26 protein-coding genes and 2 pseudogenes are annotated in these 23,222 nt (G+C 66.7%); 18 read left to right on the plus strand and 10 right to left on the minus strand.

All coding sequences use genetic code 11. The features are described from left to right. The first annotated feature begins 8 nt into the window (after positions 1–8). The 3 genes from OIE69_RS42570 to OIE69_RS42580 are packed head-to-tail and all read left to right on the plus strand — an operon-like array spanning position 9 to position 1,180. The gene (locus OIE69_RS42570) at positions 9–245 is read left to right on the plus strand and encodes a diguanylate cyclase domain-containing protein (protein ID WP_326580838.1); all 237 of its coding nucleotides are present in this window, start codon (positions 9–11) and stop codon (positions 243–245) included. After that, the gene (locus OIE69_RS42575; protein ID WP_326580839.1) at positions 242–772 is read left to right on the plus strand and encodes a nucleotidyl cyclase domain-containing protein; all 531 of its coding nucleotides are present in this window, start codon (positions 242–244) and stop codon (positions 770–772) included. The genes OIE69_RS42570 and OIE69_RS42575 overlap by 4 nt, the downstream gene beginning before the upstream one ends. Positions 773–820: 48 nt before the next feature. After that, positions 821–1,180, plus strand: a complete 360-nt coding sequence (locus tag OIE69_RS42580) for a WhiB family transcriptional regulator (RefSeq protein ID WP_326580840.1) — start codon at positions 821–823, stop codon at positions 1,178–1,180. A gap of 237 nt (positions 1,181–1,417) precedes the next feature. Here the strand turns inward: OIE69_RS42580 and OIE69_RS42585 are convergent, their stop codons facing one another. The 3 genes and pseudogenes from OIE69_RS42585 to OIE69_RS44890 all read right to left on the minus strand — a co-directional run. After that, positions 1,418–1,996: a GNAT family N-acetyltransferase gene (locus OIE69_RS42585; protein WP_326580841.1), complete on the minus strand. Its 579-nt coding sequence runs from the start codon at positions 1,994–1,996 to the stop codon at positions 1,418–1,420. A gap of 90 nt (positions 1,997–2,086) precedes the next feature. After that, positions 2,087–2,392 (minus strand): annotated as a pseudogene (locus OIE69_RS42590) (integrase core domain-containing protein); the annotation flags it as partial. Positions 2,393–2,468: 76 nt separating this feature from the next. Next, positions 2,469–2,678, minus strand: a pseudogene (locus OIE69_RS44890) (transposase); the annotation flags it as partial. 302 nt (positions 2,679–2,980) lie between these two features. On the opposite strand from OIE69_RS44890, the gene OIE69_RS42595 reads away from it, so the two are divergent. From OIE69_RS42595 to OIE69_RS42615, 5 genes are all read left to right on the plus strand, one after another. Beyond that, on the plus strand, positions 2,981–3,313 hold the full coding sequence (locus tag OIE69_RS42595; protein WP_326580842.1) for a transposase: 333 nt from the start codon (positions 2,981–2,983) through the stop codon (positions 3,311–3,313). Beyond that, the gene (locus OIE69_RS42600) at positions 3,310–4,221 is read left to right on the plus strand and encodes an IS3 family transposase (protein WP_326580843.1); all 912 of its coding nucleotides are present in this window, start codon (positions 3,310–3,312) and stop codon (positions 4,219–4,221) included. Before OIE69_RS42595 ends, OIE69_RS42600 begins: the two co-directional genes overlap by 4 nt. A 106-nt stretch (positions 4,222–4,327) precedes the next feature. Then, positions 4,328–4,858: a hypothetical protein gene (locus tag OIE69_RS42605; RefSeq protein ID WP_326580844.1), complete on the plus strand. Its 531-nt coding sequence runs from the start codon at positions 4,328–4,330 to the stop codon at positions 4,856–4,858. A 4-nt stretch (positions 4,859–4,862) separates the two neighbouring features. Then, positions 4,863–5,054 (plus strand): hypothetical protein, encoded by a 192-nt coding sequence (locus OIE69_RS42610; protein WP_326580845.1) that lies wholly within the window; start codon positions 4,863–4,865, stop codon positions 5,052–5,054. A gap of 357 nt (positions 5,055–5,411) precedes the next feature. Beyond that, a complete protein-coding gene (locus OIE69_RS42615; RefSeq protein WP_326580846.1) occupies positions 5,412–6,128 on the plus strand; it encodes a hypothetical protein in 717 nt (238 codons plus the stop codon). 78 nt (positions 6,129–6,206) lie between these two features. On the opposite strand, the gene OIE69_RS42620 is transcribed toward OIE69_RS42615, so the two are convergent. The 3 genes from OIE69_RS42620 to OIE69_RS42630 form a co-directional block, all read right to left on the minus strand. Beyond that, the gene (locus OIE69_RS42620; RefSeq protein WP_326580847.1) at positions 6,207–6,887 is read right to left on the minus strand and encodes a glycosyltransferase; all 681 of its coding nucleotides are present in this window, start codon (positions 6,885–6,887) and stop codon (positions 6,207–6,209) included. A gap of 136 nt (positions 6,888–7,023) precedes the next feature. Further along, entirely contained in the window at positions 7,024–7,575 is a 552-nt protein-coding gene (locus tag OIE69_RS42625; protein WP_326580848.1) for an N-acetyltransferase, read from the minus strand. Positions 7,576–7,936: 361 nt separating this feature from the next. Then, entirely contained in the window at positions 7,937–9,286 is a 1,350-nt protein-coding gene (locus tag OIE69_RS42630; protein WP_326581572.1) for a hypothetical protein, read from the minus strand. 133 nt (positions 9,287–9,419) lie between these two features. On the opposite strand from OIE69_RS42630, the gene OIE69_RS42635 reads away from it, so the two are divergent. From OIE69_RS42635 to OIE69_RS42665, 7 genes are all read left to right on the plus strand, one after another. Next, complete coding sequence (locus OIE69_RS42635; RefSeq protein ID WP_326580849.1) at positions 9,420–9,923, plus strand: hypothetical protein; 504 nt, start codon at positions 9,420–9,422, stop codon at positions 9,921–9,923. Positions 9,924–9,928: 5 nt separating this feature from the next. Then, positions 9,929–10,402, plus strand: coding sequence for a hypothetical protein (locus OIE69_RS42640; protein ID WP_326580850.1), 474 nt, complete (start codon positions 9,929–9,931; stop codon positions 10,400–10,402). Between the two features lie 205 nt (positions 10,403–10,607). Further along, a complete protein-coding gene (gene dapF, locus OIE69_RS42645; protein WP_326580851.1) occupies positions 10,608–11,408 on the plus strand; it encodes a diaminopimelate epimerase in 801 nt (266 codons plus the stop codon). Beyond that, positions 11,405–12,490 carry a D-alanine--D-alanine ligase family protein gene (locus tag OIE69_RS42650; RefSeq protein WP_326580852.1) on the plus strand — a complete coding sequence of 362 codons (1,086 nt, stop codon included), beginning with the start codon at positions 11,405–11,407 and terminating at the stop codon, positions 12,488–12,490. Before dapF ends, OIE69_RS42650 begins: the two co-directional genes overlap by 4 nt. 43 nt (positions 12,491–12,533) lie before the next feature. Further along, positions 12,534–13,067 carry a C39 family peptidase gene (locus OIE69_RS42655; RefSeq protein ID WP_326581573.1) on the plus strand — a complete coding sequence of 178 codons (534 nt, stop codon included), beginning with the start codon at positions 12,534–12,536 and terminating at the stop codon, positions 13,065–13,067. Further along, a complete protein-coding gene (locus tag OIE69_RS42660) occupies positions 13,064–13,417 on the plus strand; it encodes a glutamate ligase domain-containing protein (protein WP_326580853.1) in 354 nt (117 codons plus the stop codon). Before OIE69_RS42655 ends, OIE69_RS42660 begins: the two co-directional genes overlap by 4 nt. Positions 13,418–13,610: 193 nt before the next feature. Further along, a complete protein-coding gene (locus OIE69_RS42665) occupies positions 13,611–13,895 on the plus strand; it encodes a hypothetical protein (RefSeq protein WP_326580854.1) in 285 nt (94 codons plus the stop codon). A gap of 376 nt (positions 13,896–14,271) precedes the next feature. On the opposite strand, the gene OIE69_RS42670 is transcribed toward OIE69_RS42665, so the two are convergent. The 4 genes from OIE69_RS42670 to OIE69_RS42685 all read right to left on the minus strand — a co-directional run bounded on the left by OIE69_RS42670 (position 14,272) and on the right by OIE69_RS42685 (position 17,906). Next, positions 14,272–14,517 carry a hypothetical protein gene (locus OIE69_RS42670; RefSeq protein WP_326580855.1) on the minus strand — a complete coding sequence of 82 codons (246 nt, stop codon included), beginning with the start codon at positions 14,515–14,517 and terminating at the stop codon, positions 14,272–14,274. Between the two features lie 100 nt (positions 14,518–14,617). Next, positions 14,618–14,902 (minus strand): hypothetical protein, encoded by a 285-nt coding sequence (locus OIE69_RS42675; RefSeq protein WP_326580856.1) that lies wholly within the window; start codon positions 14,900–14,902, stop codon positions 14,618–14,620. A 1,520-nt stretch (positions 14,903–16,422) separates the two neighbouring features. Continuing rightward, the gene (locus OIE69_RS42680; RefSeq protein WP_326580857.1) at positions 16,423–17,535 is read right to left on the minus strand and encodes a caspase family protein; all 1,113 of its coding nucleotides are present in this window, start codon (positions 17,533–17,535) and stop codon (positions 16,423–16,425) included. Positions 17,536–17,543: 8 nt separating this feature from the next. Continuing rightward, positions 17,544–17,906: an effector-associated constant component EACC1 gene (locus OIE69_RS42685; RefSeq protein ID WP_326580858.1), complete on the minus strand. Its 363-nt coding sequence runs from the start codon at positions 17,904–17,906 to the stop codon at positions 17,544–17,546. Between the two features lie 290 nt (positions 17,907–18,196). On the opposite strand from OIE69_RS42685, the gene OIE69_RS42690 reads away from it, so the two are divergent. The 3 genes from OIE69_RS42690 to OIE69_RS42700 all read left to right on the plus strand — a co-directional run bounded on the left by OIE69_RS42690 (position 18,197) and on the right by OIE69_RS42700 (position 23,190). Continuing rightward, positions 18,197–20,221 (plus strand): AAA family ATPase, encoded by a 2,025-nt coding sequence (locus OIE69_RS42690; RefSeq protein ID WP_326580859.1) that lies wholly within the window; start codon positions 18,197–18,199, stop codon positions 20,219–20,221. After that, complete coding sequence (locus tag OIE69_RS42695) at positions 20,203–21,843, plus strand: ATP-dependent helicase (RefSeq protein ID WP_326580860.1); 1,641 nt, start codon at positions 20,203–20,205, stop codon at positions 21,841–21,843. The genes OIE69_RS42690 and OIE69_RS42695 overlap by 19 nt, the downstream gene beginning before the upstream one ends. A gap of 162 nt (positions 21,844–22,005) precedes the next feature. Further along, entirely contained in the window at positions 22,006–23,190 is a 1,185-nt protein-coding gene (locus tag OIE69_RS42700; RefSeq protein ID WP_326580861.1) for a hypothetical protein, read from the plus strand. Positions 23,191–23,222: the final 32 nt, after the last annotated feature.

Raw genomic sequence — 23,222 nt, forward strand, 5'->3', positions numbered from 1 at the left:
GGCTATGAATGAGAGGGATCGCGGAGATTACAGTAGTCCGGAAAAACGGCTTCAAGGCCATCAATGACACCTACGGGCACACCGCCGGCGGCCAGGTCGTCATCACCCTGGCCCACCGCCTCCGGCAGTGGGCCACCGACCACCGCGGCGTGGCAGCACGCCTGGGAGGCGACGAATTCGCCGCCCTCGTCCATCTCCCCGCCACGCGGCCGACCGCGAGCTGGTGGCCCTGCGGGCGCACATGAACCGTCCCGTCCCGCACCAGGTCCTGCTGCTGCCGTTCACGGTGTCGATCGGCGCCGCCCACACCACCGACCTACCCAACCACGACTACAGCGCTCTCCTGCACGCCGCCGACGTCGCCATGTACCAGGTGAGACCGGTGCCGAGGCATTCCCGCACCTGGCCACCGTCCAGGACGCCGCGGTCGCCTCGGTCAACGGCCGTCGCTCCGGTCGGCGCGGCACTCACACCCGGGACGGGTCCTGTGACCGCCCCCTCCGGACGTCGTCGGCCCCGGGCCCGCCACCTCACGGTCGTCACCGACACCGCTACCCCGGCCGCGCAGCCCGCTCTCCTGGACTGGCACGACGCCTGCCGCTTCCGCTTCGACGCGCCCTGCATGCTGTGCGGAAACCTCACCCCGCTGCGCTCCCACAACGGTGAACCCGCGCACAAAGTCTGCGCCGAAGCCTGGAACGCCGAACACCCCGGCAAGGCCCGGTTCATCTCCGACGCTCCCCGGCGCAAGCGCAACAACATCCACGCCTGACCACCCCCAGCTGACCTTGCCCTACTGCTACTTGGGAGGATTCGTTCCGTGAGTCGAACCGGTACACCGCGCCCCCTGGCCCATGAGGCCGACCCGCGCATCCCCTTCCCCTACAGCGCCACCCCCACCGCGTGCCGGGCAGAACCTGGGCTGTTCGCCTACGAGCACGGCGACAGCACCAGCGCCGACATCACCGCCCGCGTCGACACGGCCACCGCCGCTTGCGCGGCGTGCCCACTGGCCTCCGACTGCCTGAAATGGGCCCTGGCCAACCCAGACCTCACCCAAACCGGCATCTGGGCAGCCACCACACCCCGCCAACGCTGTACCCTCCGACAGCGTCTGGTCGCCCGACTCGGCCCGGACTGGGTCGGCGTAGTCGCCGATCACGACAGCCGCCGCAGCTAAGCGCACCGGCAGCGGTGGTCGGCGCACCGAGACCTGATCGCATCATTCACCTGCGGTCCTACCTCGGTGCCGTCCGCGCCGACGACCTCCTCCACGTTGCCAGCAAGCTCGTCCACCTCCACGACACCGGTACCACACCGGCTTCGGCGTCGAACTCATGTCATGGTGCACCGGGCCCCGGCACCTCACACCTGGCACACCTCACCGCGCATCCTGAAGACAAGGCGTCCCAGCCGCTCAAGTCGAGAGAGAATCTGCTCCGTCGTTCTGATAACACCAGGTAAGCAATGTCACCTGGCGTCCCTTAGCCTCGCGCGTGATGGGCTGGTCGTCGGTGAGCTGAAAGCCAGTCGCGCAAGCGACAGCCACACTCGGGGAGTTCCCCGTTTCAATGCGCAGCAGCACGCGCCTCGCGTTCAGCTGGCGACAGGCGTAGTCAGCCATCAACTTGACAGCTCGTGAGGCCAGGCCCTGCCGCCGATGTTGGCTGCCGACGCCATAAGCGAGCTCGACGTCCCGAGCGTCGAGCTCGCTGCGGAAGAGGAGGACCTCACCGCGCGGCTGCTCACCGTCGGTAGTGATCACCAATTGCGCTTTCTTGCGCCCTTCCTCGCGGCCTTCGCGAGCCTTGGTCAGGTACACACGCGCTGCCGTGGAGTCAAACGGAGAGGGCACCGGAGTCCAGCGGTCGATCTCGGGATCGTCATAGAGCTCAACCAACGCGGACAGGTCGGCCTCGGCCCACTCTCTCAGCAGTATCCCGTCTCCTGATAACCGAATGCTAGGCGGCAGAACGATCTCATCTTGGCTGGACATGTGCCCGATCTTGCCCTGCCAGGGAGCCGAACTCCAGAGCCAGAAGGCTCCCTGGCGCGGTTTTGAACCGTTCCGGGTTCGGTAGAGATCTCAGTTGTTGGTTGTGACCTGGGTTTTCGTGGTGTTGAGGTAGTGGTTGGCTTCGTATTCGGCGGGCGGGATGTGCCCTATCTCACCGTGGAGTCGGGTGTGGTTGTACCAGTCGATCCACTCGGCGGTGGCCAGCTCGACCTGGGACAGCGTCCTCCAGGGCCGCTGCGGCTTGATCAGCTCAGTCTTGTAGAGCCCGATGGTCGACTCCATCAGGGCGTTGTCCAGGGCGTCCCCGACGGAGCCGATGCTCGCCGCGATGCCGGCGACGTCGAGATGTTCGGCCAGCTTGAACGAGGTGTATTGCCTGTACCAGCCAGTCGATGTTCCCGGCCGCATCCGCCCGTGCCTGGAGCTGCTGTAGGACGCAGGCGAACACGCCTCGCAGGGCGTAGCGCCGGAAGCGCGTGTAGACCGTCTTCCGTGGACCGTAGCGTTCGGGCAGATCCCGCCAGGTAATCCCGGTACGGATCTTGAACACCATGCCGTTGAGGATCCGCCGATCGTCTACTGGGCGGCGGCCGGTTCCAGCCCGGCGTATCAGCGGAGTGAGCAATTCCCACTCCTGGTCGGTGAGTTCATGACGATGCACAACCCATGATCCAATAGGGGCGACCCAGGCAACCCGCGAACGCGAGGTCTGGGCGCGCGGAAGGGGAGATCGCGATGGATGTTATTGCGGGGGCTGTGGGCTCGCAGATTCTCAGTGCAGTGGTGGCCGCCGTGCTCACAGGGATCGGCACCCTGGTGCGCTGGTTCGTGGTCAAGCGGCTGCCCGCACGTCGCACGTGGCGCTACCTGAACGCAAGCGAGCTCTCCATCGTTCTGGACACCTCGTATATTGTCCCTCCCCTCGTAGCGTGGAGTCCGTGATTGCAGGGGAAGTTGGGGTTCATGGGGTCCAAGCAACGGACGTACACGCCTGAGTTTCGTGAGGGTGCTGTACGCATCGTGATCGAGACGGGCAGGCCGATCCCGGAGGTCGCCGAGGAACTCGGCGTGCATTCCGGCACGCTGCACAGCTGGGTGTCGCGGTGGAGGCGCATCGGGTCGGCGTCGTCCGACCGGCCGACCGAGCCCGCGCCGCCGGGTGGACGGATGCGCGAGGCCGAGCGCGCCGAGCTGGAGCGGCTGCGGCGGGAGATGTCGGAGAAGAACAAGCGGATACGCGAGCTGGAGATGGAGCGTGATGTCCTCAAGCGATGCATGGTCCTCTGGGTGAAGTGACCGTGACGGACCCGGCCGTCCTGGCCGCGTTCATCGGTAACCAGAGGACCGCGCACTGCGTCCCGCACCGTCTGGCCTGCCGGGTCCTGGGGGTGTCGGAGTCCTGGTTCTACAAGTGGCGCGACAAGCCCACCACCGCCCGTGAGATCCGGCGCGGGCAGCTGGCGGACGTGATCCGGCAGGTCTTCGAGGGCTCCGGCGGCACCTACGGCTCCCCGAAGGTCTGGCTCCTCCTGGTCCGCGCGGGCTGGCGGGTCTCGGTGAACACTGTCGCCCGTCTGATGGCCGAACTCGGCCTGGCCGGACGGAAGGTCCGCCGACGGCGCGGGCTGACCCGGCCCGGCAAACGGCTGGCGGCCCCGGACTTCGTGCGGCGGGACTTCACTGCGGACGCTCCTGACCAGGTGTGGTGCGGCGACATGACTGAGATCACCACCGGTGAGGGCAAGCTCTACCGGGCCACCGTCATCGACCTGTTCTCGCGCCGGCTGCTCGGTTACGCGATGGGCGCACGCCATGACGCCGAACTGGTTGTGGCGTCCTTGAACATGGCCGCGGCCACCCGCGGCGGTGACGTGAAGGGCGTGATCTTCCACAGCGACCGCGGCAGCGAATACGGCTCCCGGCGCTTTCGCCGGGCCAGTCGCCGCTTGGGCGTGACCCAGTCCATGGGCCGCGTCGGGTCGTGTTTCGACAACGCCGTCAGCGAGGCGTTCAACAGCGTGCTCAAGGTCGAGTACGTCTACCGGCACACGTTCGCCACCCGCACCGAGGCCCGGCTGCGGATCGCGACCTGGATCACCGGCTTCTACAACACGCACCGACTACACAGCGTGTGTGGATATCAGAGTCCGATCGACTACGAGCACGACCACCGGGCCAACTCCGCCTTGGAGCCGGCCGCTTAGAAGATCTCCACAGTTCGAGGGGATTGACAGTGTCGACCTGCCCACGCAATACCGCAGCTTCCTGCACCAGGTCGGAGCCGGAGGTGCCGGCCCCGACTACGGCCTGATGGCGCCCGTCCTGGGCGACAGTGGATGGCAGTGGTGCGACGTCGGATTCGCCCACCGGGGGCAGGGGACCACAGCCGAGCTTGCCGGCCGCCCTTTCGTGGCGGAAGCCCTGCAAAAGGAAGTCGACGCCCTGGATGCGCAAGAGCCCAAGCCGGAGGCGTATGAGACCGACGAGGCCTTCCGCCAGGCGTTCACTGCGTGGGACGCGCGCTACGAGGAGCTGTACGACGCGCAAGAAGCAGGCGTCGTCTTCCTGAGCGAGCAAGGCTGCGGCTACTCCTCACTGCTCGTGATGACAGGCCCGCACGCAGGCGCTGTCTGGGAGGACCTGCGGCCGGCGGACGGCGGGATTGTGCCGACCGGACTTGATTTCGCTCAGTGGTACAAGCGTTGGCTCGTGCGTACCGAACAGCAACTCGAGCGACTGAAGAGGGACAGGCCCCGGATTCTCTTTACACGCCAGCGGAGTCTTTTCAGGTTCCTTCGCCAAGTCCGGTCGGCACGGCAGAGCGGAGCGAAGCACCGGTAGTTCAGTGAAGGCACTGTTGCCGACGCTGCGCCCGGGGGCCGCGCCCGGGCGCGTCTGCGGGGAACTGTGCGGCGGCCCGCTGGACGGCCTGCTCCTGGACATCACCGGATGGATAGAGACCGAACGCGCCACCGGAGCCCCGCTGCGCACCGACATCGGCAGCTTCGAGCCCGGCGGCCGGTGGCCGCCGACCTGACCGGACGGGCCCGGCGCACTTCAAGGTACGCCGGGCCTCGTCGTGCTCTATCACCAGATGACGACGTATCCGTTGCCGCCAGACTGGCCCTCAGTAAGGGGATCACTGGCACCACCACTGGCGCCGCTGTCACCGCCGGTGCCCGCGTTCGGCGGCGCGGGCTGGATCACCCCGTCCACTGCCGGACGGCCGCCCGGTCATTTCTCCTTCCGGGTGTGGATCTTGTTGCCGCGGTGCTACCCGCGTGGGAAAATGCGCCGTTCATCGCCGGTGCGGCGCGACTGCCGCTCCGTACCGGTGGGACTTCGGAACCGGGTGGGGAACGTGGGTACAGGAGTGTCGCGGACAGTCGCGACGGTGTGTGTGCTGACCGTGGCCGTTGTCGGCTGCGGGCACGAGGACGGGGACGGTGCGAGGGCCTCGCACCCCGAGAGGCAGGCTGCGGCACCCACGAAAGTCCTGGGTCATCGGGAACTGGAGCGGACCGCGCTGGAGTCGGGGGACGTCGACGGATTCAGCGTCGGGCCCATGGTGGGCGACGCGGGGGCCGGGCAGCCTGTGGTGAGTCAGGTCCCTCCTGCGCCCTCGCGGTGCAAGCCCCTCAACGACATGACCGGCTTCGTCGGCAGGTACCAGCCCGTGTGGCAGGTCGCGAAGACGGTCGGTCGCACGTCCGATGAGTCCGACATGTCGTCCACGACGGTGGCGCTCAACTCCTACCGGCAGCAGGACTCGGTCAAGGTGGTGACGGAACTACGCGGTGCGCTGGACACCTGCACGAAGTTCACGCCGCCCGGGTCCTCGACCACCGGCTGGACGTACTCGCACATCCGCAAGCTGCCGGATCCCTCGCTGGGGGACGACGCGCTCTCGTACCGCATCACGCTGGACATGCCCGCGGACGACGCGGGCCCCGCGCACTCCGTCGTCTTCTCCTACGTGGTGGTCCGGAGCGGAACGACCGTCACGACGTTCGCCTCGAACCTCTTCGGCGTGAACGACGAACCCACCGAGGTGCCCCGGCAGCTCATCGACGCCCAGCTCAAGAAGCTGAGCCAGGCGTCGTCGGGCTGAGGCACCCGGTGTCGGTACCCGGGACCCGGACGGGGCGCGCCCGGCCGGACGCACCGTCCGGGTGCGGGACCGCCCGGGTCAGTCCCGGGTGGCGCCGTGCTGCTGGGCCCAGGCCAGGTGCCATGCGTCAAGCGGCGTATCAAAGTTCAGCTCAAGGCCGCGCACCGGCTCGAGGCGTCCCTTGCGCAGTTCGGTGTCGGTGGCGTCTTCGACCTCGAGCGCCTTGCAGCGTTTGTTACCGGGTACCGTTCGGTGATGAGCCTGTCGGAGGAAAACTTTGCCGATGCGGTGACGCGGTTGTGGTGGAAGCGGATGGCCGACTTCTGGCAGCTGGAGTTTTACCTCGACCGCCAAGATCCCACTTTCGGACAGATGTTCCTCAAGGACGAAGACCTGCTGCACTGGTGGACCGATCGCTTCGATCAGGTACAGGCCGCCTACGCGAGCCGTTAGGGGCTGGCTGTCGGGATCAGTCCTGCGGAATTCGGGCAGGCACGGGCGAGTGAGCGGCAGGGCTTGGGCGCGTGCCGTGGTTCCCAGTCTCGTCCGGTCTGGGGAGTTGATCGCGCCGAGCCAGGCTTGTACGTCGTCCGGGGAAAGGATGAGTCCGCCGTCGCAGACGGCTTCGGGGATTCCGCCCTGGTCCGAGCCGAGCGTGGCGACACCATGGAGGCCGGCTTCCACGATCACCCGGGGGAATGCGTCTTCGACCTGTGAGGGGACCAGCAGCAGATCGTGAGAACGGTAGAGCGTCTCCATGCCGTAGGCGCGCCGCACTCAGTGGACGGTGGGGTGTGTGGCGAACTCGTCGGCCGTGTCCCACCACCCTTCAACGAGAGTGAACCGGTGGGATTGCCCGTTCAGGCAGAGCCTCGATCGGCCCTTACGTGCCTGTCTACGTGGTCGTAGGGGTGCGGAGTTGGCGGACCATGGTGGCGTAGAGCGGGGAGTCTGGGAACGGCTTCTGCTCGCCGACGCTTGCGTAGCCCCAGCGCTCGTACATGGCCTTGACGTCGGTCTTGCGAGGGTCCACCAGCAGAGTCACGCGCTCCTCGGCGCGGCCCGCGAGCAGCTCCTCGTGGATGCGGTGGGCGACGCCAGTGCCGCGCCACTGCTCGCGGGTCATGATTTCGAACAGTGCGAGAGTGCGGGCGCCAGTCTCCTCGGTGTAGTCCTCCGGCAGTGGATCAAGGTGGTGCATCCACCAGCGGGCGCCGGGCTGGAGTGCGGCGCCGTAGGCATAGCTGACGGGCTCTTGGTTTACGTAGCCTATGACCGCTTCCCACTGATTGCGGTCGGCGTGCCTGGTCAAGCGCTCGTTGAAACGCTCCACGGAGAAGAACGGGTCGTCCATGCGGTTGGCGTAGACCTCGGCGAAAACGTCTACCAGGGTCGGCCGTACCTCGTCGAGCTGGTGCCGCCCTACGCGCCGGAGTTCGAGTTCCATGGGGTGCGGTCCCTTCACGGTGGCGGTCTTGGGTGTCGTGCTGCCATGTTCGGGCGCGTGCTGACCCGGTGGCGGCAGCTTCGCTGCGGAAGATGCGCAGCAGGTCGCGGACGCGTCTGCTGTTGGGGAGGCCGTGGTATAGAGGAGGCGGGCAGCTGTTCGAGGTCCCCTTGTTTGACCTGGGCGATGGCGAGTTGCGCAGTCTAGTAGGCGCGGTTTTCTCTCAAATCCGGGGCGGATGCCGGCCAGGGCCTGGTGCGCGTGAGACTCGGCCTCCTCAGGGCGGCCGAAGCGTAGGGATGCGTTGATTGGATCGTGAGAACGGTGCCCCCCAGGGTTCCGACAGCTCCCTGGGGGACTGTCATGCGGCCTTGAGCGCTGCGACTTCCTGTACGCGGCTCGCCAGGTTCCGCACGGATTGTGCGGTGCGGTGCCGGGCGAGTTCCTGTCGCATGGTGGTGAAGTGGTCGTCGCCGCGGACCGACGAGATGTGCTCGTATTCGTCGAGGAACCGGGTCCAGGCCTCCACTGAGGCGTCGAGGTGGCCGTGTCGGAGTTGGCGCTGGGCGAGCACGGCGTAGGCGTGGACCCGGCCTTGTCGCTCCTGGGCGGGCTGCAGGCGGATCGACTGCCGCAGTGCCTTGATGCTGCCCGAAAGGTCGCCTTCTTCCATCAGGACATGGCTTACGTGGAAGAGGTAGGCGGTCTGGTCGTAGCCGCCGACGTGGTCGCGTCGGCTGTCGGCTTTGGACAGAGCGGATTCGGCTTCCCGGAGCCGGGTGTGGGCCTGCGCTGTGGCACCGACCATGGAGGCCGCGTGGGCTTGCTGGCCCCGCAGGAACGCCACCAGGCGCGGCCCGGCTGACGGGGCGGCTTCGGCGGCGGAGTCGGCGAGTTCGAGGGCTTTCCGGCCGTGGCCGAGGTTTGATGCCTGCAGGGACATGCCGCGCAGTGTCCGGCAGAACGTGACGTGGTCCTGGGCTTCTCCCGCGAGCCGGAGCGCCTTGACGTAGTAGCGCTGGCCGAGCCCGTGGGCCTTCTCGTACATGGCCATCCAACCTGTCAGGTAGGTCAGGTCGGAGGCTGCGGCGAGCATGTCGGCGTGGACCTCTTCGGAGGCTTGCGCCCGCAGCCACGGGCCGACGGTGTTGACGAGGAATGCCGCGGCCATGGGGCGGGCGTGGCCGGCGCCGAACTCGTCGAGGATGTCCGCGATCCGCTCTGTCATGGAGCGCACCGAGGCGACCTGTGACGCCCCGATCCGGGTGGTCGCCTTCCCGGGTGAGACCGGTTCGTCAGCTCGGGCGGTCTGGGCGAACAGGGGGACGGTGAGAGCAGCTGAGAACACGGATGCGGTCAGTACGCCGCGGCGAGTTGGGTCCATGTCCGCCCTTCCGAGGTCTATCAACTCCTCGACAGTGTCGACCCGATCGGACCCTTCGGCGGACACAGCAGGCTCCAGGCCCGCTTCAGCGTGGGTGACCGGCCGACCCAGGCGTGCGGACAGCGCCTCCACGATCAGTGCCCTCACCTCGGGCTTTGGAGGAGTTCCGGCAATCCAGTGAGCCACGGCTGTGCGGTCGTACGTCAGTTGCAACCCCGCCTGCGGGCCAAGCCTGTTGACCTGTTGCGCCATCTGCGTGCGCGTCCATCGGGCCTGGTCAAGCAGGTCTGCGAGGGCGGGGTTGGGCGTGCGATTGCGAGCGGCCATGTCCAAACCTCCGGCAGCTTCCATGGCGTTCACGGTGTTCACGGTCCCACCTGCTCTCCACGGTACCCGCGGAGAGTGATGGAGCGGTTACCTCATCACAACACAACGCATGATCTCAGCCTCGGGAGTCAAGGTGACCATCACGCAACCAAAAGCGATCGCTACCGGAGCGTCCGGCCCGCCCGTTGCCGTGGTCGAGATTCCGATGCCCGTTCGCGACGAACCGGTCTGGCAGTGGCACACGACGTTCGAGGCGAACGGGTCGGCCGCTGGTAACGCCCGGGTACACACCCGCACGCAACTCGCCATGGCGCACTGGCGCGGGGAGGTTGATCACGCGGCGCAGATCGCGGCGCGGGTGATGGACAACGCCGAGCGGCACTCCGTGCCGCCGCCGCGGGCGCGGCTGGGGTTTCGCCTGGCGGGCATCGCCACCGGTGAGCTCCTGATCGAGGTGACCGATCCGCTCCCGGAGTTTCCCGGGTTCGTCGAGGCCGTCACCTGGGAGCCCACTGACGGTGCGCTGCCCCGTGGCCTGTGGTTGGTGAGGCAGCTCGGTGCTCGCCTGTCGTACGCGGTCGCCGAGGACGGCCTGTCCAAGGTCGTGCAGGCGCTCGTGCCCGGGGCGCCGGTATGACGGTCATGGCGGCGCACGTGCAGCGCGACATGAGGGACCTGGCCGAACGCATCCGCGCCTACATCGACCTCGCCGAACAGCGCGAGGTGCGGATGCCCCTGGGCGGCACCCTCTTCGATGTGGTGATCAGCGGTAGCGGTGACGCGGACGCAATGGTCGCCGCCATGGACGAGATCCAGGTCGGCGCGTGCGGGCCGGTCATTGTAGAGCCGGATCGCGGGTGGCTGTACTGGCTCGTTCCGCCCGGGACGACGGCCCGGTGGGAGCCGCACTCGTTCGGGGTGTGCGTGGGTGCTCCGCACATCCTGACCTCGCCGCCTCTCGCGCGCGACGTGCCCCCGGGCCCGTACTGGCTGCGGCCGTGCGTGAGCGACCGCCTCGTACCTCCGATTCCGCTGCGCAGCCTCCTCGAGCGCATCCGGCCGCTGCCGACCCCGCACGAGTCGATCGCCGCCCTATTGGGCATCTCGCCCGCCTGATCGCACCGCTGTGAAACACGCCTCCCGGGGCTGCCTGAGCGTGCTGGCCTCGCCCAGTTGCTTCGGCTTCCTCGCGCTCATCGCCCTCCTGATCGGGGGCGGCGCACTTCTCGATCTGGCCGCCCGCTGACGCTGCCAGGACCGGCCCCACCCCCACTCACCTGCCCGTGTCTGGCTGCCCCCTTGCCTGACAAAGGAGACCCGCGTGCACTTCCGCAAAATGCATGGCGCCGGCAACGACTTCATCGTCGTGTCCGGCCTCGCCGCCACCGTGGACCAGGACTGGCCCACCTTGGCCAGAAAGTTATGCGCCCGCAGCACCAGCGTCGGCGCTGACGGCCTGGTCCTGAGCACCGTCATCGACACCACGTCCCCCGCCTTGGAGATCCGCTGCTTCAACGCGGACGGCTCCACGGCCACCATGTGCGGCAACGCCCTGCGCTGCGCCGCGAGGTGCGCGCAGCAGGACCACGGCATTCGCGAGATGAACCTGCTCATGGCCGGGGTGAAGCACCAGGCCAGCATCGCCGCGGACGGGGTGTGGGTGACGGCCGAGGTCGGTGACGTCACGCTCCGCCGGGTCTCAGCCGTGTTCAACGGCCGGCCGTTCTGGTTCGACGAGGCACACACCGGCACTGAGCACGTCGTCGGCATCGTCGATGACGTCGACGCCGTCGACGCGGTGGTGTGCGGTCGCCTGATCCGCCACCACGAGGACCTGGCCCCACTCGGTACAAACGTCAACTTCATCCAGTCGGCCGGCGACCAGGCCCTGAAGATCCGCACCTACGAGCGGGGTGTCGAGGCCGAGACGCTGTCCTGCGGCAGTGGCGCGGTCGCAGCAGTGGTGATCGCCACCCGCCGCGGTCTCGTCGCCGACCGGCAGGTCACCGTCCACAACCGCTCCGGTACACCGCTGATGGTGCGCCCACACGAAGCCCGCCGGGGCAAGGCCTACTGGATCGGCGGCCCCGTCACCCACACCTACTGGGGGGAACTCGCATGACCACGCACATCACTCACCTCGACCGCGCCACCGTGACCCGCGACGCGGAAACCCTCAGAACCTGGCTGGAGGACAACCGGGGGTTCAAGGTCGCCCTCGTCTACGGGGGCCTGTCCGCCGAGGACCGGCTCTACATCGAGCAGAGCCCCACCGACCAGCTCTCGGTCACCGCCCTGGCGGAAACCCTCGCCGGCATCGGCGTCCCGTTCAGCATCCTCAACCCGTGCGACGAGACCTTCATCCAGGAGATCACCGAGTACGACGTCGCCCTGTCGAACCTGCACGGCCCCTACGGAGAGGACGGCCGCCTCCAAGGCCTGCTGGACTACCTGCGCATCCCGTTCTGCGGCAGCGGCGTGGCCGCCTCGGCGACCGCCGCGGACAAGGTGCTGTGCAAACAGGCCATGGCCGGACTCGGCGTCCCGACCCCACCATGGCGGGTGTGGAGCCACGGCAAGGAGCCAGGCTGGGCCGGCCGCCCCCTGATGGTGAAGCCCCCGCTGGGCGGCTCGAGCGTAGGCATGAGCCTGGTCAGCCAGGCCGCCGAACTCGGGCCCGCCCTCCAGCGGGCCTGGGAGACCGACCCCTCCCCGGTCCTGGTCGAGGACTACATCGCCGGCCACCCGGTGACCATCGGCCTCCTGGAGCTGCCCAGCGGAGTCCTGGCGTTCCCGCCCCTGGTGACGCTGGTCGACGACGCCGTCTTCTACGACGCCGCATCCAAACTCGACGCCGCAGCCGCGAAAGCCGTCTCCGTGGAGCCCGCCAACTTCCCCCGGCCCGTCCTGGACTGCCTGATCGGTCACGCCCGCACCCTGTGGGACGGCCTCGGGTGCCGGGGCGCGGCCCGCGTCGACTTCATCGTCGCCCCCGACGGCGACCTGTACGCGCTCGAGGTGAACACCACGCCCGGGATGTCCCGCGACAGCAATTTCGTGGTCGGTGGCCGACTGCGCGGCCTGACTCGCGATGATCTCGTACGCGCGTTCCTCCACGAAGCGCTCACCCGCCCCGCGTACGATGTGCCCCTACCGACTCCGGTATTCGGCACGCCCACAGCCCTGCCGGAGCACGCCACCTGACCCTGCGGAGTCCGCTGCTGTGCCCCACGCCCACGACGTGCCCATGTGCCGCCAGCTCATCCCGCTCGACGAATGGGAAGCCCACGGAGGATGGACACTCGGAGACCGCACGGAGTGGTCCAACCGGGCGTGCGGCATGGCATCGCTCCGCATGATCCTCCTCGCCTACACCGGGCAGGCCCCAACCGTCACCGAACTCCTGCACCTGGCCGTCAAGCACGAGATCATGACCCCACAGGGAGCCCTCCACGCGGGCATCGCCGACATGGCCGCAGAGCTCGGGGTCCCCGGCCACGCCGAACCCGTCGACGCCGTTGACCTCATCAGCCGCCTGGCCGACGCGCCGCTCATCATCTCCGTCACGGAGCAGCTCCCCACCGACGGCCGCACCGGCGGGCACCTGATCGTGGCCCGCGGCTACGACGCCGACACCACCGAAGACGATCCGCTCATCCTCATCCGCGACCCGTCGTCCTGGGGCCAGCACAACGACCACGCCCCCCTCAGCCGCCTGTCCTCCTCCTACGCCGGTCGCGCCATCACCTTCCCCCCGCTCACCACCCAAGGACGGCAATGACCGACCAAGAGACGCCCAAGCCCCGCCGTACCATCGCCGTGCTCGGCGAGATGTACGAGCTCGGCGACCAGTCGGCAAACGCGCACTTCCAGGTGGGAGCCATGGCCGGCGAAGAGGGCATCGACTTTGTGATCGCCGTGGGCGGAGAAGACGCCAAGCAGATCGCGTTGGGCGCGGCCAACGCCGGCGTAGACGCTGCGATCGTCGCGGACAACGAGACCGCCACAGAACTCGTGAAAAAGATCCTGCAGCCAGGCGACATCGTCCTGACAAAAGGGTCCCGGGGCGGCATGCGCTGGCAGATCGCTCAAGCCCTCACCGGCCAGGAAATCACCGGCATCCTGCACTGAACAGCCCCGGGGCTACCAGACGGTGGGCATCGCCACGCGCAGCACAGCCGATTCCTTGATGTGTCTCAGCCTGGAATTCCGGCTGCCGCACCCTCTTCGCACACCACGTCACGAATCCGTCACAACGCCCACGAGCTATTCCGTACCCCGGCACTCTAAGGCAACTCACCCGCACCATCCCACCGGGGGACGCATGTACCAGCAGCCGCAGCGTCAGGTCATCGAGCAGGGCGCGAACCACACGCTGCACATCATTCTGTCGATCTTCACGTGTGGCCTGTGGCTGCCGATCTGGGCGATCGCTGCCATGGTGGGACGCAAGAAGACCGTCACCACTTATGGGGGCGGGCCGCAGCCCTATGCGTCACCGCAAATCCCCCCGACCTCCTACCCGCCTCGGGGCCAGTACGGGCCGCCGCCCGCCTACGGGTACCCACAACCCCAGCAAGGCGAGCAGCAGCAGCCGCCCACAGGATGACGAAATGCCGCGTTCCGCAGCGCCCTGTCTAAGTAGCCCGCCACACTGGCGCGCATGGCACTGACGCTCGCCGTGTAGGAGGCCGCGAGATCGCAGACGCAGTCGTCCAAGTGGTTGGCGCCTTCAGCCTCGCCTTCATCGAGCTGGCGCACTATCACAACACCGGCCGCACCGACGAGTCCTCCACCGACATGCTGCGGCAGTTGGGGCTGCGAGCAGAGACGGAATAGCGCCCAGGCACCGACAGCGCATGAACGTAGCCTCGGCGCGTCCGCACCCCCGGCGACTTCTCGGATCCGGACAACGACTGGCGCTGGTGGCGTAGCCCGGGCAGGTTGAAGGGCCCACCCCCAACTCTGGCCGGGCGCTTCGGCGTCTACGGGAGGCGGCTGATGTCGAGAACGCTGACGGTCTTGTCTCGGTGAGAGACGAAGACGCTGATGCTCACGCCCGCGGTGTTGATCTTCCGCATGATGTGGTCTTCGAACCCGTAGGGATGCGAGTTGGCAATCGGGTCATCGCACGTGTCGGCCAGAGCTTCGGTCACCTGATCGGAGACGTCCGGCGGCAAGGAGTCGTGTACGGCCTCGACCCCCGGGTCGTACTTGAGCCGGTAGCTCAATTTTCACCCTTCTTCTCCGAAAGCCTGCCGTCCGTCCCCCGGAAACACTTTGCATACAGCGTAGCGATCGGAGGACGGTGCGTGACTGGATTCGGGAAGATCAGGCGGCGCCGCGCGAGCGGATGCGCTCGGCCTCAGCGAGGATCTTGTCCGTGACGTCGATCCACTCGCCGGGCGGCTCCTCGCCGCGCTCCTCAGCTGCCGCCAGGACGCGCGCCCGTTCGACGGCGGCGAGTGTGTTCTTGGCGATGCGCTCCCAGCGAGCAAAAACGTCAAGGAGCTCGTGGGCGGGGGCTCGGTTGATCTGAGACAGGAAGCGTTGCGACAGCTCAGGGTCTCCAAGGGCGTCGCTGATGGACTGGATCGTCCACTGCTGCTCGCTCACTGTGCCAGCCTCCCGTCGTAGTACCACGGTGATACCACGCGCTAATGAGCGTATCGCGCTAACCGCAGCGAGACATTGAGTGCGGTTAATTTTTACGGGTGTACGGCGGCTTCACCGTCAGCCTGGTTAGCGGGGATGCTTAGCCTGGTTAGGCCATCCGTGTTGGCGTCGCCTTGGCGTACTGGCCGCCCCCTGGCCTAGCCTGCCGGGCGTCACTGCCCAGGCTCCAGAGACTTGAGTGCTGCGCGTTGTGTGCTCGGGGTTTGTGTCGTTCGGCCTGGCCAGCGTGCCCGTGCAGTTGTTCTCGGCAACCCGTGAGGCTCGGTCGAGGTGCATCAGGTTCATGCCGCAGACGGGGCGAGGCTGTGGCACCGCAGGGTGTGCTCGGCTGACGGCCGGGAGGTGGATTTCCAGCGAGGTTGCTCGCTGCTTTGAGGCGGCGGATGGCCAGCTGGTGGTCATCGACCAAGAGGACCTGCCGGTAGCGGACACGGGCGGAGGTCCTTGGCCGACAGAGGGCAGCACCTGCACGCCGCCAGCCGCGAAGAGTAGGACGCGACACAAGCGGACCGGCCCTCCTACGGTGCGCCGCATGAGTAGCAGTGATACCGATAGCCAGTCCCCGTTCCTCTACAAGTACCGCCTGTGGGGCGGCCCGGCGCACGGCCGTCTCGTGACGTCCCACACAGCCCCGCACCTGCACGAGGTGTATCGCTCAGGTGACTGCAGCTACTGGTCCAGTGGCGGGAGGGACGCCGAAGGCCATTACCTTGCGCGGCCCTCCTACGACTGAGCAGCCACCAGCCCGCTTCCGTGTGGGCGGGGCACGGTCCGGCCGTCGCCTTCCCCGGGTGTGGCCGGCGGACGGGGGAGTGCGGTGGCGTTGGTCATCAAGTCAGTCAAGCCGTCCGTGGCCGGCGGTAGGGGCGAAACGAGTGCGATCCGCCGGTGCGGGTGAGGGTGGTCGGCTTTGCGGCTGGTTTTGCGCGCTGGGATCTGTCCGGTCGGGTGGGTGGGTGGTGAGGGGTGTCACATGACCTGGGGTCTTTACAGGTTGTGACCTGGGCGGCTGGCGCGGGAGTACCGGATCTGTCGCGCGACGTAACGGGCATACTTAGCCAAGTCGTCATATGACAGGGATAGTTTAGGTCGGGGATGCGACACTGAGTGACCGGCGGCGGGTGGTCCGTTCGCGTTGGTGATCGGGGGTGTGGGATGTCGGGTCGTCCTGGCGAGTACTACCGGATGGGTCACTGGGTGAAGCGGGGTTCGTCGGGGTCGCGGCCGGCGGTGAAGAACTCGGGGATGACCGGGGCGGTGGTGGTGGCCTTGCTGGTGCTGGGTGCGTGGCTGGGCCTGTTCGACACGGATTCTTCCGGTGCCGATGCGCCGACGCACCAGCCCACTCCGTCGCATTCTGCCCCGCAGGACCGGTGACGTTGTCGCACGGTGGCTACCCGGGCTGACAGCAGGGGCCAGGCAGGCGGGCCGCCGTGTACGCATCGTTCGGAGCCGGGCTGTCAGGTCGGGCGGCGCCATCTGCGGCGTGGCCGCGGGGCTTGGGCGGGTGCCGCAGGCGGTCCGGGTTCGGGTTGGGGGTGTGCGGCGGCCTCGGTCTTCAGCCGGGTCCAGGAGGCCTTCCATGCCGCGCACTGCTGTTCGGTCAGGCCGCAGGCGGCGAGGAAGATGCCGGTGGTCCTCCAGGTCTTCGGCAGCTCGTTGAGGTTGACCAGACGGCTAAAGGCGCCTGGTTCCAGGTGTGGTTGGGACCGGGCGCTGAGGTCGCGGAACTTTCTGCCGCTCAAGATCCGGGCCTGGGTGAGACCGTCCAGGAACATCCTCGGGGTGAGGAAGGTCTCCGGGTTGGGCCAGCGGGCATCGTCTCCCTTGCTGTGGGCCCCGGGGCCGGGGCGGGGGGACCGGTTGCGGGCGAGCATAAGCCGACCGGCGGTGTTGCGATCGCGTTTTTGCGGTTCGGGCCGTCCTTTGGCCCGCAACGTGGTGCGCAGGTGCCGGTAAACGGTCTCCAGATCCAGCTCCGCGGGCTCGCCGTCGATGCCGTTCTCAAGGACGTGCAGCAATTCCCCGGTGAAAGCGGTGTACGTCTCGCCGGGCGGCGCCAGGGCAGCCCCGTTCTCCGGCGCAGCCGCCAGCAGGTAGCTGCCCTCGATGACGGCCTGGTCCGCCAGCAGATCCGCCGGACTGTTCATCAGCCCCAGGGCGCGACCGCTCAGACAGCAGTCCAGGATGATCACATAGCGGCGGGCCCTGCCGGTGGCGATGACATCCCGCAACGCCTGGTACGCCACACCGGTATGGCTCCATCCGGGCCGCGCGCCGGGCAGCCCGAAGAGCAACTCGCCCCGGCTGTCGGTCAGGCCGTGCCCGCAGAAATACACCAGCAGCGTGTCCCGCGCCGCCTCCGCAGCCTCGGCAATCGGGTCGAGCATCTCCACCGCGGTCGACGGCTCCGCCACCACCGTGCAATGACCAGGAGGCAGTGCCCAGGACGAACCGCTGCTCAAGGCAGTCGCCAGTGCCGGGAGATTGTTGGTCACGCCGGGCAGGGACTCCAGCGTCGTATAGCGGCTGACCCCGACCAGCACCGCCCGCGACCCCTGGGGGTCCGGCATACCGCTCACTAGGCCTCGCCCCCGGCCTCGCCACGGTCCTCCAGCAGCGCAGTCACACGCCTGATCTCATCGTCCGACCCGTCGGCCAGGCTGATCTCCAGGTCGCCGCGGCGGATGACGACACGCGGGGGCCGTGGCCGCGTTTGCCGCCAGGTGACCACCGACAGCACGAAGGACGCGGCACTCCACCCGTTGTCCGTCACCAGCTGGACTGCGTCCAGCCACCCGCCCATCTCACCCGGCCGTGCGGGCCTCTCCACCAGCGACACCGACGCGGTACTCCGCACCGCCGGCTCTTGCGCCAGCCATCCGTGTAGTCCGCGTAGTTCCGGCTCCGGCTGGTCCCCGTGCACTCGTACCTGTACCAGCATCAGACAGTCCCCTCCCGCCCTGTGCGGCCGGCAAGCCGGCCACGATGCCCTGCCGCATCGTGCCGTTTCTGGGGCACCCTCCGCCAGACCACGCGGAGCATGTCGGCGCACGCGGTTCGGCAGACTCCCTCCTGGATCGCCCCGTCGCACAGCACGCGCACAGGGCTGTCACTTTGAGCAAAAGTGACTCTGCATCACCATTTGTGTCACATACTTCTTAGCGTCACTCTCGCGGCACCTGTGAGCCGCTGGTGCTGGCGCGGACTTGGCAGGCTAATCCCAGGAGCACCATGCACGTCGTTCATGCCGAAGTGAGCAATTTCCGCGCCTTGCAGCAGGCAGACATCCACATCGACCCGTCCACGACGTTGATCGTGGGCAGGAACAACAGCGCGAAGACCTCGTTCGTTAATTTGTTCGATAAATTCTTCGGCTCCGGCGACGACGTGAAGTTCGTACTCGAGGACCTCACGACCAGCCGTATCGCCGACCTGGTACACGCTCGCGGGCTCACTGGCGAGGCCGAGCAGCAGGCAGCTGCCGGCGACGAGGGAGCGAGTGAGGTCCTTCGGAGCAAGGCCGTTGAATCGGTGCCTGCTATCCGCCTCGCACTCACGATCGACTACGACGAGGACGACGATCTCGCGCCCATCAGCGCAGTCATCCTCGACCTCGATGAGAACTGCCACACGGTACGCATCGTCGCTACCCTCGCCGCTGCCGATCCCGCGAAGTTTCTCACGGACTTCTGGGAGGCCGGCAAGCGCGCTGGTGAACGCTTCGACAGCTACAAATGGCTCCGCAGGAAGTTCAGCGACTACTTCACCGCGACGTACCGGGCAGTCAGCCCCGTCGACGACTCGGTCACACGCGAGCTCAAACCGAGCGCCGCCAGGGCCATCCTTGCCGTGCGGTTCATCTACGCACAGAACAAGTTCGACGACACACCCGCGGACAAGACGCGCACCCTGTCGAAGACGTTCGAGGCCTACTACCGAGCCTCGAGCACGGACGACAGGCGTGGAAGGAACGTCGACCAGATCGAAGAGGCCCTTGCTTCCGCGTCGAGAGAGCTGGATGCCAACTACGACGAGATCTTCGAGCCGTTTCTTGATGACCTGAACAGATTCGGCCTGGGCCTGGTCACCCCGCTGCACGCACCCCGGATCGTCTCGCTGATCGAGGGGTCCGCTGTCCTGCGGGGCAGTACACGCATCCAGTACCCGTCGGGCGACGACCAGTACCCGCTGCCCGAAGGGCACAACGGCCTCGGATACAGCAAGCTCATCTTCACCATCCTGCAGATACGTGGCTTCCTCGAGAGCTGCGACCAGGCCAGCCCGCAGCCCGCACTGCAGATCCTGTTCATCGAGGAGCCCGAAGCTCACCTGCATCCGCAGATGCAAGAGACGTTCATCAAGAACATCGAGGACTACATCAAGAGCAAGACCACCCGGAACGTCCAGGTGGTCATCACCACCCACTCTTCCCACATGGTTGCCAGGAGCGGTTTCGCGAAGATCCGCTACTTTGACGCCACGGGTCCTGGCATCACCATCAAGGACCTGTCTACCTTCCAGGCCGACGTCAAGAAGACAGGCGACGGGAGGGAGACCCTGCGCTTCCTCGAGCAGTACATGGAGCTGCACCGCTGCGACATGTTCTTCGCCGACAAGATCATCCTCATCGAGGGAACCGCCGAGCGGCTCCTGTTGCCCAAGATGATCGCCCGCTGTGCCGAAGAACTGCAGCGCCAGTACGTGTCGGTCATCGAGGTGGGCGACGCCTACGCGGTCCGCTTCCGCAAACTGCTTGAGTTCCTGAACGTCAAGTGCCTCATCATCACGGACATCGACTCCGTCGACCCAGCTAAACCGAAGCGCCCCGGCTGCCCGACCGACACCCCAAACGCGCTCACCTCCAACGCGACGTTGAAGAAGTGGCTTCCGGGGAAGGACACCATCACCTCGCTCCTTGAGACGGTGACCGACGACAAGATCAGCAACAGCGTCCGTGTCGCCTACCAGGTTCCCGAACAGCCGGACGGCCCCTGCGGCCGCAGCTTCGAGGACGCCTTCATCATCGCCAATGCTGCGACTCTCGCCAGCAATCTCAGCAGCCTCGCGCTGAAGGGACACTTCGTCCGCACTGTCGGCGAGAACCCGAGCGGGCCCATCATCGAAGCCAGCGCCTACGACATCGCAAAGAATCTCAGTGACCACAAGACGGACTTCGCCTTCGACGCGATGCTGCTCAGCGACTGGCAGGTGCCCCGCTACATCGACGAAGGCCTGCAGTGGCTGACACGTCCGTGAAAACCATCGAGCAAGTGGTCGACGCACTCAAGGAGAGGCGCAGCTTCCTGGTCGAAGCCGGCGCAGGTGCGGGCAAGACGACGACACTGGTGGAAGCCCTCCAGCACGTCCTCGCGGACCAGGGGGCGGAGCTGGCACACAAAGGCCAGCGGATCGCCTGCATCACCTTCACCAACGTCGCCAAGCGGAAGATCACCGAGCGGATCAACGACGACTCCATCGTGACCGTCGCGACCATCCACGACTTCCTCTGGGAAATCATCAAGGGCTTCGGGCCCGAGCTGTGGCAGCAGATCATCGAGTACAACAGCACCCTGTCCAAACCCGAAGACCTCAGCGAGATCAGCGTCCCGCCCCTGCCCATCCAGTACCTCGACCGCCGACGCCTGCACCGAGGCGAGATCTCCCACGACGAGGTCATCGACCTGGCGCTGCGCCTGGCCACCGAGCACCCAAAACTCACGCGGCTCATCGCCGACCGCTATCCGATCATCTTCGTCGACGAATATCAGGACACGTCACCCAAAACAATCAAACTGCTGCTCGACCACCTCGCAGGATCAGGCTGCCACACCTGCGTCGTAGGACTCTTCGGCGACTCGATGCAGAAGATCTACAACTCCGGCCAGGGCGCTGTCGCCCACCCCAAGCTGACCCCCATCACCAAGCACGAGAATTACCGCTGCTCGCCTCCGGTCGTCGCCGTTCTGAATAAGATCCGCCCCGCACTGCAGCAAGAGGCCGTAAGCGATCACAAAGAGGGAGAAGTGCATCTCTTCCTCAACGCCGCTCTTCCTGCAGGTCAGGCGCGCTTTGAAGCGGCCCGCGACCACCTTCACGGACTGGGCTGGTCCGAGGACACCACCAACTACCTGATGCTCACCCACCGGGGCATCGCTGGCACCCTCGCCTACGAAGGACTTCTGCAGCAGTACCAAATCCTCGGGACCCGAGGCCGCGACAGACTCTTGGAAAACGACGAGCCTTACATCCAATATCTCAGCCGCATCGAAGCCCTCTGCGACGCCTACCAAGCCCCCGACTACGCAGAAGTCACAGGCCTACTAGGGGCGGGCCGTACCACCATCACACGCCACAGCCACAAACAGCGGATCGCGGCCGACATCAAAGAACTCGTAGGCATACGAGAGACCGGCACCATCGGCGACGTCCTCGACCACATGGCCCGCGGTCATCTCCTCTCCGTACCCCGACAGCTCAAAGACCTCGAACGCCGGCGCAACGCAGAAGGCCTCGAAGGCTACGACCAGAAGCTCGCAGACTTCTCGAACGCTCTTCGCGAGATTTCCTACTTGGAAGTCGCGCGCTTCGTCGAGTACCGGGATCAGCGCACCCCCTTCCACACCCAGCACGGAGTCAAGGGCGACGAGTTCGACAACGTCATCGTGATCATCGACGACGCCTCGTGGACCATGTACAACATGGGCAAGATGCTCACCGGACAGGACATCGAAAAGCGTCTCGAACGCTCGCGGAACCTGTTCTACGTCTCCTGCTCCCGAGCCCGCCGTGGCCTCGCCGTCGTCTTCCTCACCGACCTACCCGACGAGGCTCTACCCGTGGCTCGTGACTGGTTCGCCGCGGGGACCGTACACCCATGACGCTGCCACAGTGCCTGGAACCGGAGGTCAGGTTCGGTGCGGATTGGCGGCCGCGGGTGCCTTGGGGCGCGTCGCTAGTCAGCGCTGAAGCCTTGGTGCGTCTCGTGCACTTTGCGTCGGAGACCGTGCGGGGGCTTTCGCGTGATGCGTGAGACTGTCGAGGTGTCCACGATCGGTCTTCTCGTCGCGGTTTCCCCGTGGTTGATCTTGATTGGCATAGCTCTGCTCCTCATTCCTGGACCGGTTCAGCGTTGGTGGTCGGGGTCGTTGGAGCGCTTCGAGCGACTGCGCGCCGCCTCGGGATTGCGTCGTGCCGCTCCGCTTCTCATGCAGATGCTGCTGTTGCCGCCTCGAATACACGATCGGGTCGACGGCCATGGACTGGCCGCGCAGTATGTTGTGCGGTGGCGGCGTGCTCGACCCCTGGCCGCGCCAATCAAGACACTCCGGTTCTTCCTGCTGCTCTTCATCTTGGGGCACGTTGACGACATAGCGGACTGGGAGCAGCTGCGGCTGAGCGCGGATCCTGGACCGCAGCCTGGCGTTGTGCAAGCACTGCTCAGCAGCATCGTTTCGGTGCCCATGTCGGTGCGCCATTGGGGCTTTTCCACGTTCAGCAAGGTAACGGCGCTTCTCGTCTGGGCCCTGATCCTGATCGCTGAAGTACGGCTCCTCAAACGCATGCACCTGACCAGTTCTGGCAACGGCGCGGCGCTTGCGGCCTTTGACCTGGAGGCCCTCGACGGGTACCCAGAGAAGAAGAGTGCGCGAATGGAGGACCGGCGCTGCTGGCCAGTTGTTGCACTGCTGACGGTTGCGGCTCAGTGCGCCACGGTTCTCCGTCGCTGGGAAGAAACCCAGCCGGACTGCCAGATCCCCCGCGTCTCCATGCAACCGGTTGAACGCGCCATCTGGCGGGCCCACCGTACCCGCCGCGCCAGAGCGCGACGACACAACGAACGGCAGTTCAAGGCCCATGCAGCATTGGTGGTGGGTGCGCTACGAAAAGCCGAGGCACGGCAGGACTCCGAGCCGGGCCGCGCCCTTGAAGACCTCATCGTGATGCTGCTGACAATTGCCGAACGTTACGCCGAGGGCCGTATCGACGACCTTCTCGACGTAGATCAACTCGCTGAGGTGACTCCGGCCGCGCCGAGGGAGCGATTGCGCGTGGTGGGGCTAGGGGCCGTGGTCGTGCTGGCCATGACTGGTGCGGCCGTCCTCGGACTGCCGGATGCTGCACTCGTCCCCTTGCTCCCAGTAGTGGTGCTGTGCGTTGCGGTCGTTTTCAACCGCGGTCGGATACCGACTGCGGGGCAACTCACCGATTTGATTATCCCTCGATAGGGCTGCAGTGCCAGGCGGCTCGGACCCGGCCG

It is taken from the genome of Actinacidiphila glaucinigra (genome assembly GCF_035918135.1).
GTDB lineage: Bacteria > Actinomycetota > Actinomycetes > Streptomycetales > Streptomycetaceae > Actinacidiphila > Actinacidiphila glaucinigra.